Source organism: Marinobacter sp. SS5-14b, assembly GCF_030541005.1.
Lineage (GTDB): Bacteria > Pseudomonadota > Gammaproteobacteria > Pseudomonadales > Oleiphilaceae > Marinobacter.
The window spans coordinates 123,316-139,445 of record NZ_JASSVM010000004.1; the positions used below are offsets into that span (position 1 = coordinate 123,316).

Sequence of the window (16,130 nt, forward strand, 5' to 3'; positions counted from 1 at the left end):
AACTCTAACGTCAGGTAAAAGCGGTAAGCTGGAAGGCGCCTATTATGCGCCACCGGCCCCGGGCGTCTGTTGATACGAATCATCAGAGTGTACCACCATACCCAATGAACCACCCTTGCGCCCATGGCGTATTCTGCCTACCTCTAAAGGATAAACTTTTACCGGAGCGCCTGATGGCTAATCTCATTCTTATTCTCGGCGACCAGCTGAGCCAGGCGATTTCCGCGCTGGACGAAGCCGACAAAGCCAGCGATCTGGTGGTACTTGCCGAAGTGCAGGATGAGGCCAGCTACACCAACCATCACAAAAAGAAACTGGCATTCATATTCAGTGCCATGCGCCACTTCGCCCGGCAACTCGAGACGGACGGCTGGCAGGTGCACTATCAGGCTTACCATCCGGAAAATGCCGACCAGACGCTTGAGCAGGTGGTTGCCAGGCTGGCACTTCAGCACAAGCCGAACAGGCTGATCACCACCGAATGCGGAGAATGGCGCCTGCACGAGCAAATCAGCCAGTGGCACAAAGCCCTGGGCATGCCGGTCGAGATCAGGCCAGACACCCGCTTTGTCTGCAGCAAACCAGAGTTTGCCCACTGGGCCGAAGGGCGCAAGCAATTGCGAATGGAGTACTTCTACCGGGAAATGCGCAAAAAAACCGGGCTGCTGATGACGCCGGACGGCCAACCCGAAGGCGGCCAATGGAACTTTGATGCCGACAACCGTAAGAAGTGGTCCGGCAAGCCAGCTGCTCCCGGCCCGTTCCGGGTTGAGCCAGACGAGATAACCCAGGCGGTCATCGAGCTGGTCGATGAGCACTTTCCCCACCACTTTGGCACGACCCGGGATTTCCACTACGCAGTGACCCCGGAGCAGGCCCAACACGCTCTGGACTACTTTATCGATTTTGCTCTGCCCTGCTTTGGCGACTATCAGGACGCGCTGTCGGATCAGGAAGACTGGCTGTTCCACTCCATCCTTTCACCCTATCTCAATACCGGATTGCTGGACCCACTGGCGGTATGTGAAGCAGTTGCCCAGGCCTGGTACAGGGGCCGGGCGCCGCTGAATGCGGTTGAAGGTTTCATCCGGCAGATCATCGGGTGGCGAGAGTTTGTCCGCGGTATTTACTGGCTGCACATGCCCGGGTACGCGCAGGAAAACCGCCTGGGTAACACCCGCGCTCTGCCATGGTTCTACTGGACCGGCAAAACCAGGATGCGCTGTTTGCACAAAGCCATTGATGCAACGGCGCGCAACGCTTACGCCCACCACATTCAGAGATTGATGGTGACTGGCAACTTTGCCCTGTTGGCGGGGGTAAAGCCTGAAGAGATATGCGACTGGTATCTGGCGGTTTACATCGACGCCTTCGACTGGGTAGAACTGCCCAACACCCTGGGCATGGTGATGCATGCTGATGGCGGTTATCTAGGCTCCAAACCTTACGCCGCCAGCGGAAAATACATTCAGCGCATGTCTGACCACTGCCAGAACTGCCACTACCGGGTTCAGGATGCCACTGGCGACCGGGCCTGCCCGTTTAATTCTCTGTACTGGCATTTTATTGACCGCCATCGGGAGGCCTTCTCCGGCAACCCCCGGATGACCATGATGTACCGCAACTGGGAGAGGCAGGCCCCGGAACGCCGCAAGGCCATACTGGCCCGGGCCGACCAGTTGCTGGACAATCTGGAGCAACTCTGAGGCTGCTCCGGAAAATACCTCACGGCAAAGCATCACAAGGCCTGCTATGCTCTGAAAACCTATGTTTTTACTGCAAACTGGATGCTGGAACACACAATGGATTTTCGGGCGCTGATCACGGGACTATCACTGGCACTTTTGCATCATTCGGCGCTCGCCGGTCATCCGACCTTTAGCCTTTATACCTTCGACTCTCCGCCTTACCAGTACGCCACCGGCAGCCCTTCTGGCCCGCAGGTTTCGGGTGAAACCGTCGACACCGTGCGTTGCGCCATGGCCAGGGCGGGAGCGGCAGTCAATATAAAGCTGATCCCCCAGAACCGGGCCCGTTACTCCCTTGAACGCAATCTCATTGACGGCTATTTCGCAGTGGATCGCTCCATGGACCCAGAAACAGACGCCATCGTCAGCCACCCCGTTGCGCTGGAAAAGTGGCACTGGTTCTATACCGACACCCGCCCGGACCCGCGCCTCGCCAAGATTGGCGTTGTCAGTGGCAGCAATGAGGCCATGTGGCTGGCTGAACAGGGCTTAAAGCCCTTCGTCACCGTGGCCAGTGCCGAACAATTGCCCGCACTGCTCAAACGAAACCGGATTGATCTCGCGTTGATGGATCAGAGGGTAATGAACCTGCTGGAGCAGGCGACACCGGCCCTGGGGCAGCTACTGCACCATTCGTTCGTGCGCTATGCGCCCTTGCACCTTTACCTTAGCCGTCGTTTCAGCAACGAACACACCGAGTTCTTGCCACTGTTTAACCGGCATCTTCCAGACTGCATGACGGCCCATCTGAAACTGTCGGAGGACGAACGTCAACAGGTTGCCAGCGTGGCCGAAGCACTGATTCAGGACCTGTCGGGCAAAGTCAGTTTCTCCCGGACCATCCACCAGGGGCCGAGTTACGACACTCATACCGACATACTGACCCAGGACACCGTCTGGCGGGCCCTTGCACCCCGCCAGGCAACACCTCTGGCGGCACAGATCCTTGCACTTCCTGTGTCTGAGGCATTAGCTCAGTGGCAGTCAGAGAAGTCGCCTCTGGTTACCGAGGTGTTGGTGATCAACACCAAGGGCGCGCTTGTGGCTATGAGCCAGCTTTCGTCTGACTATTGGCAGGGTGACGAACCCAAGTTTCAGGAAATCGTCATCGAAACCGAGGAGAGCCTGGTTCAACGGGCCAGCCTGTGGATTTCACCGATCCGCTATGACGCCTCAACCAGCCAGTTCCAGATAACGGTCAGTGTCCCTATACCTTTGGCAGAACCGAACAACGGCCTTGAAGGCGTGCTTTCTCTCGGTCTTGCCATTGAAGCTGTCCTGCAAAGCCCGGAAGAGCGGGATCAACATTCGGCAACCCACTAGGGCGGCCCCACCTCGCACGCCAGCACCAGTGCCCAGAATTCCGAGAAGTCATTCACCACCACATCGGGCTTGTCCGGATGCTTGTGGGTGCCGGGAAATATCCGGTTCAGCCAGGGCAGATCCCATTGCGCGCCGTTGAAAAACACTGACGTCATGCCGGCACGCTTGGCCGCAATCACATCGGTGGTGGAGTCTCCCACATACCACACGCTCGGCCCCGGCGGGTAATCCAGCTTTTGCGCCGCCAGCAATAACTGGTCCGGATGAGGTTTGCGCAGGGGGGTGTCATCACCGCACACATCCACTTCGAACAGATGCGTCCAGCCGGTATCTTCCACCGCCGCCAGCTCATGCTCAAAGAACTCCCGGTCGCGATTAGTGATCACCCCCACCTGAATGCCCAGCCGGTGCAGCCCCTCCAGAACGTGCCGGACTCTGGGCTCAAACGCCTTCACGGTGCCGTAGTGGTTGCGGTAATGATGATTGAACGCTTTGTGGGCAATCTGCTTGGCCTGCTGGTCTTCACCGAACAGCACTTCAAAAATATCCGTACGGGAGATTTTCCGGTCCGCCTTAACCTTAGGGTGCAGCTTTGCAAACTCCCGAACGTAAGCCACCAGGCGGGCGTCTTCCGGGGTTTTGCTGTCTTCCGGTGCAACCATGCGGCCCATCAGCCCCAGGGTGTGAAAGTCCGGCAACATATCGTCCACTGCGTGGTACATGGCGTCCAGAGTGTCTACCAGGGTGGCGTGCCAATCGAACAGCACCACGGCCGGGCGAGTCAGTTTAACCACCGCCGGGTGCCAGTCCGGCTCAATCCGCGGTTCCGGCCGCTCCGGTGCCGGGAAGGGCTTTGGTCGCACCTCCGCCGGGCGGGCATGGAAGGCATCCGGGTGTTCCCGCTCCAGTAGCGCGAGCAGATCCATCAATTCCTCAAAGCTGCCCAGAATGGCCGCAGGGGCATCCCGCTTGGTAAACCAGCTGCCGATCCGTTCCGGCTCCCAGCAGGCACCGTTATAAAACACGCCAGCGACACCGGCACGGTGTGCCGTCAGCATATCCACATAGCTGTCACCCACGTACCAGGCGCGAGGATCTACCTGCAGCCCCAGCTGTTCCAATGCTTTGAGGATCACTTCGGGGTCTGGCTTGTACTCGGTGACATCGTCGGCGCACACGGTGGCATCGAAAAGATGGTGCCAGCGCCCTTCATCCACAATGGCCAGTTCTTTATCCAGAAATTCCCGATTGCGATTGGTAGACACCGCCAGCTTGATGCCCATGGCCTTGAGGGCGGACAGGTACTCGTAGGCACCGGGCTGGAAAGGCTTAACCCGGCCGAAATACTTTCGATAGGCGTTATTATAGGCTTTGTGCGCCTGCAATTTGGCCGCCTTGTTGTCGCCGAAGATGGCGTTGAAGATATCCGTACGGGACACCCGGCGCTCCGCCAGAATGCGCGGGTGCAAGCGGCGAAAGATGCGGATGTAGCGTACCAGCCGGGCGTCGTCTTCGGTGCGGCACTGGTCTTCCGGTAAGAGCTGCTCCACCAAACCCAGCTCTTCGAGCTGAGGCAGCATCTCCTCCATGGCACTGAACATGGCATCATGGGTGTCCACCAGCGTGCCGTGCCAGTCGAAGATCAGGACAGATGGGGGCTGCAGTCCTTCGTTCAGTTTGGTCATAAGAAAACCTTTGCCGTTTCAGTCACGTATATCCATCAAAACCCATACCCTCAGTAAAAACCAAAAACCCCGGATGCACAAAAAACCACACCTGCCCGAAAAAACCTGCCCGGTCTGCCAGCGCCCCTTCACCTGGCGCAAGAAGTGGGCAAAAGACTGGGACAATGTTCGTTATTGCAGCGAACGCTGCCGCCGCGCCCGGAGCACGCAGCCATGACCACCGTGGTCTGGTTCAAGCGGGATCTACGCACCCGCGATCACGCCCCGCTGGTGGCTGGCGCGACTCTGGCTGAACCGGTGATTCCGTTGTACGTCATTGAAGACGAATACTGGCAGCAGCCAGACACCAGCGGCCGGCAATGGGGTTTTATCCGCGACTCCCTTGATGATCTGGATCGACAATTGCGAACAGCGGGCAACCAACTGCTAGTCACCCGGGGGTCGGTCATCGAAGCGCTCCGTCAGCTCAAAGCCAGCCATGGCATCCGGAGAGTGTTTTGCCACCAGGAAACCGGCGGCCAGTGGACCTTCGAGCGCGACAAGGCCGTTGTCCAGTGGTGTTCCGACAACCAGGTGGAGCTCAGAGAGTGGAACCAGTTCGGCGTGGTTCGCCGGCTTAAAGACCGGGACATCTGGGACAGGGCCTGGACCGAATTGATGAGACAGCCCGCGCTTGAGGCACCCCGCTGCGTACCCGCTGTCGGCTCTATTCCGTCTGTGGCATGGCGTAGCCTTGAACCGGGCGCCACCGGAGCAGACCCGTGCCCGGGCCGGCAAACCGGCGGCAGCAGCCCCGGTGAGAAGTTACTGGCGTCGTTTCTGGAACGCCGGTGCGTGGGTTACCAGTACAACATTTCCAGCCCGAACACGGCGGTTCGCGCCTGTTCCCGGCTGAGTCCCCACATCTCCTACGGCACCGTCAGCCTCCGGGAGATCTACCAACAGGCCAAGGCGGCCGGCAATCATCGGAATACCCTGCCCCGGAAACAGAAAAGCCTGACCAGCTTCCGCTCCCGTCTGCACTGGCATTGCCACTTCATCCAGAAACTTGAAGACGAGCCGGAGCTGGAGTTCCGCGCCATGCACCGGGAACTGGAGGGCATGAAAACCGGGCCGAACAATTCCGAACGGCTACAGCGCTGGCAGCAAGGGCAAACCGGTTGGCCTTTGGTGGATGCCTGCATGCGCAGCCTGCAGCACACCGGCTGGCTCAACTTCCGGATGCGGGCAATGCTGATGGCCGTGGCCAGCTATCAACTCTGGCTGCACTGGCGTGATCCGGCCCTGCACCTCGCGCGACTGTTCACCGATTTCGAGCCGGGCATTCACTATTCCCAGGCCCAGATGCAATCCGGCCTGACCGGCATCAATGCCCTGCGCATCTACAATCCGGTGCTGCAAAGCCAGAAGCTGGACCCGAACGGCGAATTTATCCGGCGCTGGATTCCCGAGCTGGCCGGGGTGCCCCGGGAAATGATCCATACCCCCTGGTTGATGACGCCCACCCAGAAAGCGAAGTTCGGCGGCAACACCTACATTGCCCCGGTGTGCGACCACGAACAGGCGGCCCGGGCGGCGCGCAAGGCGGTGGGCGACTTCCGGAAACAATACGTAAGCCGAGAAGAGACTGGCCGGGTACTGGACCGCCACGGCAGCCGCAAGGGGCCGCATCAAACACGGCCGAAAGCAGCAGCCAAGCAGACGCCGGACAACCAGCTGTCTTTATTTGATTAAATCACTCAACGGAAAAACAACAAGCTCCCAGTTTGTTTACCGCCCTCTCGGGCTCTGCGCCTGGTTCTCCAGCATCTGCTCCATCATCAGCTGCATCTGATCCATGCGCTGCTCCATCATCTCCAGGCGCTGATCAGCGTCCATGCCGGAACTACCTGCCTGGGCACCGCCGGCATTGGCAGACTGCTTCCGGGACTGGTTACCCATTCCACCCTGGCCACTTCCCATCTGACCCTGCCCCTGACGCTGCCCCATCATTCCCTGACCCTGACCTTGGCCTTGGCCTCTCATGCCGCCACGCATCATTTGCATATGCTGCTGCATGTATTCCATATGCTTTTCGCGAATACGCTGGCGCTCTTCATCCGACTTCGCATTGCGCATTTCCTGCCTCATGGCCTGCATTTGTGCCATGTTTTGATTCATTTGCTGCATCTGCTCCTGGTTCATCATGCCACCACGGGCCATCTGACCGGCATTCCCCTGGGCAAAAACCAGCAGTGGAGCCGAAACGAGAACAGAGCAGGCGCCGAGCCTTACATCAGACCCACACCGAAACGCTTCATGACCAGCGCAAGCCCGCCGAAGCAAACGATGGTGAGTACCGCACTGCCCGCCAATGACGGCCAGAATCCGAACCGGGGCAACAGGAACGGAAACAACAGAAACATCGGCAGGGTGGGCAGCACGTACCAGAAGGTGTACCAGGCATGATTGGCAATTTTCTCGCCCGACTGATGTTCCAGGTACATCCAGATCATCGCCAGCACCGTCACGGTCGGCAGCGCGGCAATCAACGCACCGAGTTTATCGCTGCGTTTTGCCACTTCAGAAATCAGCACCACCAGTGCGGCGGTGATGGCGTATTTGGTGATCAGCCATGCCATTCGTTTTCTCCTTCGCAATAAAGAGTCTTGACCCTACAGTAACTAACAGGTTTTCTAATAGCACCATCACATTGATGAACCGGAGCTGTGAATGACGGAGTCCTGCAAAAACGACTGTAGCGGCAAAAAATCTGCTGCAGAAGAAATACCCCAGTCCGATATTCCCACCGCCACGGGTGAATGGTTGAGCCGCTACCGCATTCCAAAAATGGACTGTCCATCTGAAGAACGAATGATCCGCATGGCACTGGGGGGATTAGGCGCTGTTCAGGGGCTGTCATTCGATTTGCCAGGCCGTAAGCTTGAAGTTTTGCATAACGGACAAGCCGAGCCAATTACCGAAAAGCTGGCCACTCTGGGGCTGGGTGCGGAACTCCAGGGTACCCGCAAGGCAAGTGCAGAGGCCCTTCAGGGGGCCGCCACCTCTGGAGCAAACCCGCAACAGGAGGCAGGCACACTGTGGATTCTGCTGGCCATTAACGGGCTGATGTTCGTGTTTGAGATGGTCATGGGCCTGATGGCCCAATCAGCCGGCCTGGTTGCCGATTCTCTGGACATGTTTGCCGATGCGGCCGTGTATGGACTGGCACTTTATGCGGTGGGGCATGGGGTAAAAATGCAGGTTCGCGCCGCTCACATAGCGGGTGTTCTGCAGCTTGTTCTGGCACTCGGCGTGCTGATCGAAGTCGGCCGGCGATTTGTGTTTGGCAGTGAACCAGAGTCCATGCTGATGATGGCCATTGCCTTTCTGGCTCTGATCGCCAATACCGCCTGCTTGTTGTTAATTTCCAGACACCGGAAAGGCGGCGCCCACATGAAGGCCAGCTACATATTTTCAGCCAACGATGTGGTGATCAATCTGGGCATTATCCTTGCCGGGGCACTGGTTGCCTGGACCGGCTCCAACTACCCGGACCTGGTTATCGGCACCATCGTGGGCCTGATTGTTCTCAACGGCGCCCGGCGTATTCTGGCCCTGAAAGGCTGAATCACCACCCTCAAAAAATGTTGCCATAGAGGTAAGAATGCACAGTCACGACCACGGCCACGATCACAGCCATCACTTCGACACCCATAACCGCGCCTTTGCAATCGCGATCATCCTCAACACCCTGTTCGTAGTTATTGAAGCGACCTATGGCGTGCTGTCCGGTTCTCTGGCGCTCATCGCCGATGCTGGCCACAACCTCAGTGATGTCATGGGCTTGATTCTGGCCTGGGTTGCCAGCTGGCTGGCCAGCAAGGCTGCGTCATACAGCAAAACTTACGGTTTGAAGAAAACCACCATTCTGGCAGCCCTGTTCAACGCCCTGATACTCATTGCGGCGGTCGGTGGAATTACCTGGGAGGCGCTGCAACGCCTGAGCAACCCTGCCGAGGTCGCAGGCCTGATTGTGGTTATCGTTGCCGGGATCGGCGTCCTGATCAACGGCATCACCATGCTGCTGTTTCTCAAAGGGCAGAAAGGGGATCTCAACATTCGCGGGGCGTTCCTGCACATGGCCGCCGACACGGCAGTGTCCGTGGGCGTGGCGATCTCTGGCACAGTGCTGATGTTCACCAATCTCCACTGGATCGATCCGGTCATCAGTCTGGTTATTGCCGTGGTTATCTTCCTGGGCACCTGGCAGCTGCTGAAAGAATCCGTCAACCTGGCGGTCGACGCCGTACCCAAGGGTATCGACCCCGCCACGGTCCGCAAGCACCTCGAACGCTTGCCAGGCGTGCAGTCAGCCCACCACCTCCACATCTGAGCCCTGAGCACGACCGAAAATGCGCTGACCGTTCATCTGGTCAAGCCGGACCCGGAAGGCGATGACGAGGCCATCCACCAGGCGTCATCCATGCTGGCGGCCGAGTTCAACATCCATCACACCACCATTCAGTGGGAACGGGGAGGCGCCCTCTGCCCGAACGGGACAGCCCACTGAAGAGTAGCTTCAGAAAGCCAGTGAGATCATCACCGGGATAAACGCCAGGCCGAACAGCGTCGTCAGCATGACGGTGCCGGCGGCCTGTTTGGGCGTAGTATCCAGCAAAGTGGCAATCACCACCGTGTTGGCGGCAATCGGTGTAATGGAAATCAGGAACATGGCCTGGTGCACCGCTGGCTCGTAGACGCCCAGTATGGTGGAATCAATCCACCAGAACAGAATTGCCACCAGCGGCCAGACCACAAACTTGCCGAAAAATGCCAGTGCAGTGAAGCGGACGTTACCCGCCATCCCGCGGAAGCTGGTAATACTCATGCCAATAATCATCATGCCCAGAATGCTGTAGGCTCCGCGCAGGTTGTCGAACAGCGGCACGAAGATCTCCGGAATGCCCACCCCCGACAGATTGAGGGCAACAGCCGCCAGAAAGGCGTACACCGAAGGCAGCTTGAGCACTCGCCAGAGTGCATCCTGGATGCTGTAGCGGCCCCGGGCCGCCAGGTAGAAGCCCACTGAGTTCTCGAACAGCGTGGTGCCCAGCATGCACACGATATAAAGCCCCAGCCCCTCTTCCCCGAACAGCAGCAACGCCACCGGCACCCCGAAGTACCCGGTGTTACCGGAACCCACGCACAGGGGAATGATGTTGGCACTGCCATCGGTAAGGACCTTCCTCGCCAGCTTCAGCTGAACAATACCCAGTACCGAGGAAATTCCAAACACCAGGAACGGCAACAGGATGACTTCGGGCGACAGCGGCGCCGCCATGACACCGGAAAACACCACAGACGGCGTGACGATGTACAGCATGATGCCGGCAATGTGCCGGCCGCTGGCCTCCAGGTAACGGCCGGCAATCCAGCCCAGCCCAACCGTGACGTAGAGCGGGATCAGCTTGAAGAAAAGGGCAAACGCAGCGGCCATCGGCACTCCATGAGAAAAACGTAACTGGACAGGCAGGCTGCGAAGTCTAGCACCTACCTCTCCGGAGGTAACTCCCCGGCGCAATAGAGAAACCTCCGGGGTTCTTTGATAATGATCAATAGCATCACTGATACATCTTTATATCCTAGTGGCGCAGTCAGGTATTCCAAACAACCAAGGAGAGAGACCAATGGCCGAGCGCTTTACCAAAAGCATGGCCAGGAACATATATCTGGGGGGAAGCGCATTCTTCGTCCTGTTGTTCCTGGCCCTGACTTTTGACACACAGCTTCGGGCTATGCCCGAGCGGGATAACCGAGACCAGCTGACCGAGCAAGTGGTTCGGGGAAAGCACCTGTGGGAGAACAACAACTGTGTTGGTTGTCATTCCCTGATGGGTGAGGGTGCATACTTTGCACCAGAACTGGCGAACGTATTCGATCGCCGTGGCGGTGGTGACACTGAAGTATTCAAGGCGTACATGAACGCCTGGATGAACGCCATGCCCACCAATATTCCGGGTCGCCGTCAGATGCCGAACTTCAACCTGAGCGATGAAGATATCGAAGCACTGGCAGCATTCCTGGAATGGACGTCCAAGATTGACGATAACAACTGGCCGCCCAACATCGAAGGCTGAGGGAGCAGATATGAAATACGAATCTCAACGGGTAGCGATGCCCTACTTCATTTTTGCCCTGATTCTGTTCGCCGGCCAGATTGTGTTCGGCCTGATTCTGGGTCTCCAATACGTTGTGGGTGACTTCCTGTTTCCGGAAATCCCCTTCAACGTTGCGCGGATGGTGCACACCAACCTGCTGATTGTCTGGCTGCTGTTCGGCTTTATGGGCGCAACCTACTACATGGTTCCGGAAGAAGCACAGACTGAGCTGCACAGCCCGTTGCTGGCGTGGATTCTGTTCTGGGTGTTCGCTGCTGCCGGCACTCTGACCATCCTTGGCTACCTGTTTGTGGACTACGCCACCCTGGCGGATGTCACCCTGAACAAATTGCTACCCACCATGGGCCGGGAGTTCCTTGAGCAACCCACCATTACCAAGATCGGTATTGCCGTGGTTGTGGTCGCTTTCCTCTACAACGTCGGCATGACGGCCCTGAAAGGTCGTAAAACCGTCGTCAACATTGTACTGATGACCGGTTTGATCGGTCTGGCCGTGCTTTGGCTGTTCTCCTTCTACAACCCCAGCAACCTGGCGACTGACAAGTACTTCTGGTGGTTTGTGGTTCACCTGTGGGTAGAAGGCGTTTGGGAACTGATCATGGGCGCCATCCTGGCCTATGTACTGATCAAGCTCACCGGTGTGGACCGCGAAGTGATCGAGAAGTGGCTGTACGTGATCATCGCCATGGCGCTGATTACCGGCATCATCGGTACCGGGCACCACTTCTTCTGGATTGGGCCGCCTGAGTACTGGCTGTGGCTGGGCTCCGTGTTCTCTGCACTGGAACCGCTGCCGTTCTTCATGATGGTGGTCTTCGCCTTCAACATGATCAACCGTCGCCGCCGTAATCACCCGAACAAGGCTGCCTTGCTGTGGGCCATGGGTACAACCGTGATGGCGTTCCTGGGTGCTGGCGTGTGGGGCTTCCTGCATACCCTGGCTCCGGTGAACTACTACACCCACGGTAGCCAGATTACCGCTGCACACGGTCACATGGCGTTCTACGGCGCCTACGTGATGATCGTACTGACCATCATTTCCTACGCAGTGCCGATCATGCGTGGCCGTCCTTACGGCAACAGCAATACCGCACAGATTGTAGAAATGTGGGGCTTCTGGCTGATGACCATCTCCATGGTGTTCATCACCCTGTTCCTGACCGGCGCTGGTGTCCTGCAGGTTTGGCTGCAGCGGATTCCGGAAAGCGGTGATGCCATGTCGTTCATGGCGGGCCAGGATCAGATCGCCATTTTCTACTGGTTGCGATTCGTCGCCGGTGCTTTCTTCATGGCCGGTCTGGTGGTGTACTTCGGCAGCTTCTTCATCAAGGGCCAGGCAAGCCCTGCCGAAGAAGTCCGTGGTCCCGCTACCGCTGACGCCTGATAGGGCAATATCGCCGGGGCCTTCGGGCCCCGGCACTCACCTCAACCCTGGACCACCTTCGTGCATGCGCAAACCGTTAACCCGAAAGACACCCTCCAGCAGAAGCGCCTGATCACCCGCTGCGCCTTTTTCCTGCTGTTCCTGCTTGCGCCTGTCCTCAATATCTTCCGTTACGACCTGACCGAAACCCATTTCGTACTGCTGGGTTTCCCGCTTTCGTTTAACCTGAATCTCGACTGGGTAGCCCAAAGCACGCCCGCCGAAGTGGCCGGGCAGATTCTGTTCTGGTTCATACTGCCGATTCTGGTTCTGGTTCCCCTGGCGCTGTGGATCGCGTTCAAGTGGGGCCGCCTTTATTGTGGCTGGTTATGCCCGCACTTTTCCGTTGTCGAAACCATCAACGACCTGATGACCCGCATCACCGGCCGCCCCACCCTGTGGGAAGCCCTGAGAAAAGGCAGCACCGGCAAAGCCATCCACTGGGCCGGCCTTACGTTTATTTGCGCCCTGATCGGATTCTCCTGGGCTCTGGCATTGCTGTCCTACCTGCTCCCACCAATCCCGCTGTACACCGACCTGGTCACCGGCCAGATCGGCCTGTACCCGGCCATTTTTCTGGCGGTGGCCACCGCCGTTTTCACCTTTGATTTTCTGTTCGCCCGGCACCTGTTCTGCAAATACGGCTGCGCCGTAGGTCTGGTGCAAAGCATCGCCTGGATGACCAACGGCAAGGGCCGGGTAGTGACCTTCGACACCAAGCGCGCAGCCGCTTGCCGGGATTGCACCAAGGCCTGCGACGAGGCCTGCCCCATGCGGCTGCCCACCCGCAGCCACAAGCGGGCAAAATTCAGTTGTACCCAGTGCCTGCAGTGCGTCAGCGCCTGCCGCGAGGTACAGAAAGATAACCCGGCGGGTTCCCTGTTAACCTGGGAGCCCGGCACACCGAGCAAGCAAACGGTGTTGATTCCCGTGCGTCAGGTGGACAACTCACCGCGCCAAGCTCGCGTCTGAAATCAGGAGTCGATATGGAAGAGTGGGTCGGATTAAAGTGGCACGACTACGTTACCCGCCAGGCCATGGGCGAGTTTCCCGAATACGCCGTGCATCTGAAAGACGAAGCCCGCACCCTGGGCGTACTGTTCCGAGCGATGGGCGGCGATCCGGCCCTGAGCCTGGTTATGGCCGAGCCCAGACACTTTCAGATTCGCCGAAAATTCCTGCAGAAACTGGCGGGCACCCACCGCAAATTTGAACTGGCCTGGCGCGACGAGGAAAGCCTGCGGCTGCCAGACCGGCTGGCCCTGTTTCCGTCCTTCAAGGTCAACCGTGAACTTTATCTCTGGCTTGCGGCCCTGGCCTCTCTGGGCGAGATTAACCATCACAGCTGGCTCAAGGGCAATCAGGCTATGGTGCAGGAGCTGCTTGCCCGCTGGCCGGGCCTGGAGCCCATGTACCAGCGGCTGGTCAAACACACCCTGCGGTGGCGGCCAACTCCGGAAAGCCTGCCCGGCAACGAAGGCAAGCGTGAGGCCGCCATTCGGCAAGCCCTGATTCACCCCGGCAGCGTAGATGACCTGCCCGATGCCCTCACCGACCCCTGGCCCGTTGTGCTCTGGCTCTATCCGGTTCTAGGCCGAGGAAAACTGACTGGACAGGTCATTGGCGATGACAACACCCTGTCCAAATCCGGCGGTCTGGCAAAGAAACGCAAACGCCGTCGCGCCGAGCGGGTAGACGCTTTCGATAAAGATCAGGGGCTCATGCTGTTCCGGCTTGAGAGCATGTTCTCCTGGTCTGAATTTATCCCCATCGATAGGGCCGGCGATGACAGCGAAGAAGACGATGCCGACGCCGTAGCCGACGACATGGATATGATCTCGGTCTCCCAGGATCGTCGCGAAGCCTCATCGGCCATCAAGTTCGACCTGGACCTGCCCTCCGAGGAAAACGACGACCTGTTTCTGGGTCCGGGTATTCACCTGCCGGAATGGGATTGGCGGCGTCAGGACTACCGGGAAAGCTTCTGCTGCCTGCAGCCAATGCTCAGTAAAGATGCCGTTCCGTCTCCGCTGCCAGAACGCCTGAACCGCTCCGCCCAGACCCTACGCAGGCAGTTCAACGCCCTGAAGCCCCTGCGCCAGTGGGAACGCCGGCAACTGGAAGGTGAAGAGCTGGATCTGGACGCCTGCCTGGAGCGTGTCGTCCAGCACAAGCGGGGGATTGGTGAGGTGGACCAGAAACTGTTCCGCCAGTGCAAGCAGAACCAGCGTGACCTGGCGTGCCTGGTGCTGACGGATATTTCGCTGTCCACCGACACCTTCATCAACAACAACCAACGGGTCATCGACATTGCCCGTGACGGCCTGCAGTTGCTGAGCGAAGCCCTCACCGCCAGCCGCGACCCCTTCGCGCTGTTTGCATTTTCATCCCGGCGCAGGGACCACATTCGCTTTCACCACATAAAGGGGTTTGACGAACCCTACAACGACACCACCCGTGGCCGTATTCAGGCACTGGAACCCGGTTACTATACCCGCATGGGCGCTGCCATCCGCCAATCCATCAAACTGCTGCGGGGCCGGCCCGAACACCAGAAAATCCTGTTACTGCTGACCGACGGCAAACCCAACGATCTGGACCTGTACGAAGGCCGCTACGGCGTGGAAGACACCCGAATGGCCGTTCAGGAAGCCCACCGGGCAGGCCTGACCCCCTTCTGCGTGACCATTGACGAAGAAGCCAACGAATACCTGCCCTACGTCTTCGGCAGCAGCAACTTCGTGGTCATCAAAGACCCCACGCAGCTACCCGCTCAGCTACCCAAGCTTTACCTGAACCTGACCCGTTAACGGAGACTGTAATGGCTAACGTTCAAATCGAACGTACACGGCACCTGCCAGGCGACATCGCCGTCTGGTTTTTTATCTTCGCGGAGTTAGCCGTTTTCGGCATTATGTTTATCGGCTTCGGCGTCGCCCGCAGCCTGGACCCGGCTACCTTCTCCGCAGGGCGGGAAGCCCTTCACCCCTGGACCGGCCTGATCAACACCATCGGCCTGATCACCGCCAGCTACCTGGTCGCCCTGTCGGTACACCGCCTGCGCGATCGCAAGACCGGGGCCTCAGCTTTGCTCTGGGGCGCCATCGCCGCCTCATCGATCTACACCTTCGGCAAAATCTGGGAATACGCCGACCTGTACTCCAACGGCTACAACCTGGGTACCGACACCTTCTTCATGTTTTATTTTTTCCTGACCTTCTTCCACTTCATGCACGTCGTGCTGGGCCAGATCATCCTGGTGGTCCTGGCCGTAAAGGTGAAAAAAGGCGACTACAACGGCGACGACATGAACGGCATGGAATCCGGCGCCTCGTACTGGCACATGGTCGACCTCGTGTGGCTGGTGCTGTTCCCCATGCTCTATGTTCTGGCGTAAGGAGAGATGCCCATGTTAGCGGTTTATATCATCCTGATAATTTGCACCATGACACCGGTAATCGCCATGCAGATGGGTGCCGACCCTCTGATTCTGATCTGGCTGGTGTTCGCGCTGGTGATTGTCAAAGCGGTACTGCTGGTGGACCATTTCATGGAAATGAAACACGCGCCGCTCGGCTGGCGACTGGCGTCACAGGGCTGGGCAATTGTAGTGGTTGCAGTTCTGGCAGGAGTTCACGCCGCTGGTTGACACCTGAATCTGGAGCAAGCGCCAGGACTGAATTCGCGGAAGCCCGTGACACTGTCAGAAGGAGCGGCCGGGTAGGCCTTCCCAAAACTGTGCGGAGCCATGGATGGCGGAGCCCAAGCGCCACATGGATGTGCCGCAAGG

The 16,130-nt window shown here is 58.4% G+C and carries 15 protein-coding genes and 1 pseudogene; 12 read left to right on the forward strand and 4 right to left on the reverse strand.

All coding sequences use genetic code 11. From position 1 onward, the window contains the following. The first annotated feature begins 173 nt into the window (after positions 1 to 173). Positions 174 to 1,706: a cryptochrome/photolyase family protein gene (locus QPL95_RS10515; RefSeq protein WP_303290927.1), complete on the forward strand. Its 1,533-nt coding sequence runs from the start codon at positions 174 to 176 to the stop codon at positions 1,704 to 1,706. A gap of 96 nt (positions 1,707 to 1,802) precedes the next feature. Continuing rightward, entirely contained in the window at positions 1,803 to 3,071 is a 1,269-nt protein-coding gene (locus QPL95_RS10520) for an ABC transporter substrate-binding protein (RefSeq protein ID WP_303290928.1), read from the forward strand. Here the strand turns inward: QPL95_RS10520 and QPL95_RS10525 are convergent. Then, positions 3,068 to 4,756, reverse strand: coding sequence for an HAD family hydrolase (locus tag QPL95_RS10525; protein ID WP_303290929.1), 1,689 nt, complete (start codon positions 4,754 to 4,756; stop codon positions 3,068 to 3,070). The genes QPL95_RS10520 and QPL95_RS10525 overlap by 4 nt on opposite strands. Before the next feature lie 73 nt (positions 4,757 to 4,829). On the opposite strand from QPL95_RS10525, the gene QPL95_RS10530 reads away from it, so the two are divergent. After that, complete coding sequence (locus QPL95_RS10530; protein ID WP_081697541.1) at positions 4,830 to 4,973, forward strand: DUF2256 domain-containing protein; 144 nt, start codon at positions 4,830 to 4,832, stop codon at positions 4,971 to 4,973. Next, positions 4,970 to 6,490, forward strand: coding sequence for a deoxyribodipyrimidine photo-lyase (locus QPL95_RS10535; protein ID WP_303290930.1), 1,521 nt, complete (start codon positions 4,970 to 4,972; stop codon positions 6,488 to 6,490). The genes QPL95_RS10530 and QPL95_RS10535 overlap by 4 nt, the downstream gene beginning before the upstream one ends. A 36-nt stretch (positions 6,491 to 6,526) precedes the next feature. On the opposite strand, the gene QPL95_RS10540 is transcribed toward QPL95_RS10535, so the two are convergent. Together QPL95_RS10540 and QPL95_RS10545 are read right to left on the reverse strand one after the other, a co-directional pair. Continuing rightward, the gene (locus QPL95_RS10540) at positions 6,527 to 6,958 is read right to left on the reverse strand and encodes a hypothetical protein (RefSeq protein WP_303290931.1); all 432 of its coding nucleotides are present in this window, start codon (positions 6,956 to 6,958) and stop codon (positions 6,527 to 6,529) included. A 68-nt stretch (positions 6,959 to 7,026) separates the two neighbouring features. Continuing rightward, positions 7,027 to 7,377 (reverse strand): DUF3147 family protein, encoded by a 351-nt coding sequence (locus QPL95_RS10545; protein ID WP_303290932.1) that lies wholly within the window; start codon positions 7,375 to 7,377, stop codon positions 7,027 to 7,029. A gap of 91 nt (positions 7,378 to 7,468) precedes the next feature. On the opposite strand from QPL95_RS10545, the gene QPL95_RS10550 reads away from it, so the two are divergent. Both QPL95_RS10550 and QPL95_RS10555 read left to right on the forward strand, forming a co-directional pair. Further along, entirely contained in the window at positions 7,469 to 8,365 is an 897-nt protein-coding gene (locus tag QPL95_RS10550; RefSeq protein ID WP_303290933.1) for a cation transporter, read from the forward strand. 37 nt (positions 8,366 to 8,402) lie between these two features. Beyond that, positions 8,403 to 9,308, forward strand: a pseudogene (locus tag QPL95_RS10555) (cation diffusion facilitator family transporter). A gap of 9 nt (positions 9,309 to 9,317) precedes the next feature. Here QPL95_RS10555 and QPL95_RS10560 read toward each other — a convergent pair. Further along, complete coding sequence (locus QPL95_RS10560; RefSeq protein WP_303290934.1) at positions 9,318 to 10,235, reverse strand: AEC family transporter; 918 nt, start codon at positions 10,233 to 10,235, stop codon at positions 9,318 to 9,320. A gap of 190 nt (positions 10,236 to 10,425) precedes the next feature. On the opposite strand from QPL95_RS10560, the gene QPL95_RS10565 reads away from it, so the two are divergent. Genes QPL95_RS10565 through QPL95_RS10590 form a run of 6 tightly spaced genes read left to right on the forward strand, consistent with a single transcriptional unit; the run spans position 10,426 to position 15,989 of the window. Next, complete coding sequence (locus QPL95_RS10565; protein WP_303290935.1) at positions 10,426 to 10,875, forward strand: cytochrome c; 450 nt, start codon at positions 10,426 to 10,428, stop codon at positions 10,873 to 10,875. A gap of 10 nt (positions 10,876 to 10,885) precedes the next feature. Beyond that, positions 10,886 to 12,301: a cbb3-type cytochrome c oxidase subunit I gene (locus QPL95_RS10570; RefSeq protein ID WP_303290936.1), complete on the forward strand. Its 1,416-nt coding sequence runs from the start codon at positions 10,886 to 10,888 to the stop codon at positions 12,299 to 12,301. 60 nt (positions 12,302 to 12,361) lie between these two features. Beyond that, positions 12,362 to 13,312, forward strand: coding sequence for a 4Fe-4S binding protein (locus QPL95_RS10575; RefSeq protein ID WP_303290937.1), 951 nt, complete (start codon positions 12,362 to 12,364; stop codon positions 13,310 to 13,312). A gap of 14 nt (positions 13,313 to 13,326) precedes the next feature. Then, on the forward strand, positions 13,327 to 15,150 hold the full coding sequence (locus QPL95_RS10580; RefSeq protein ID WP_303290938.1) for a nitric oxide reductase activation protein NorD: 1,824 nt from the start codon (positions 13,327 to 13,329) through the stop codon (positions 15,148 to 15,150). Positions 15,151 to 15,161: 11 nt separating this feature from the next. Next, the gene (locus QPL95_RS10585; RefSeq protein ID WP_303290939.1) at positions 15,162 to 15,737 is read left to right on the forward strand and encodes a cytochrome c oxidase subunit 3; all 576 of its coding nucleotides are present in this window, start codon (positions 15,162 to 15,164) and stop codon (positions 15,735 to 15,737) included. 12 nt (positions 15,738 to 15,749) lie between these two features. Then, the gene (locus tag QPL95_RS10590) at positions 15,750 to 15,989 is read left to right on the forward strand and encodes a cytochrome C oxidase subunit IV family protein (protein WP_303290940.1); all 240 of its coding nucleotides are present in this window, start codon (positions 15,750 to 15,752) and stop codon (positions 15,987 to 15,989) included. Positions 15,990 to 16,130: the final 141 nt, after the last annotated feature.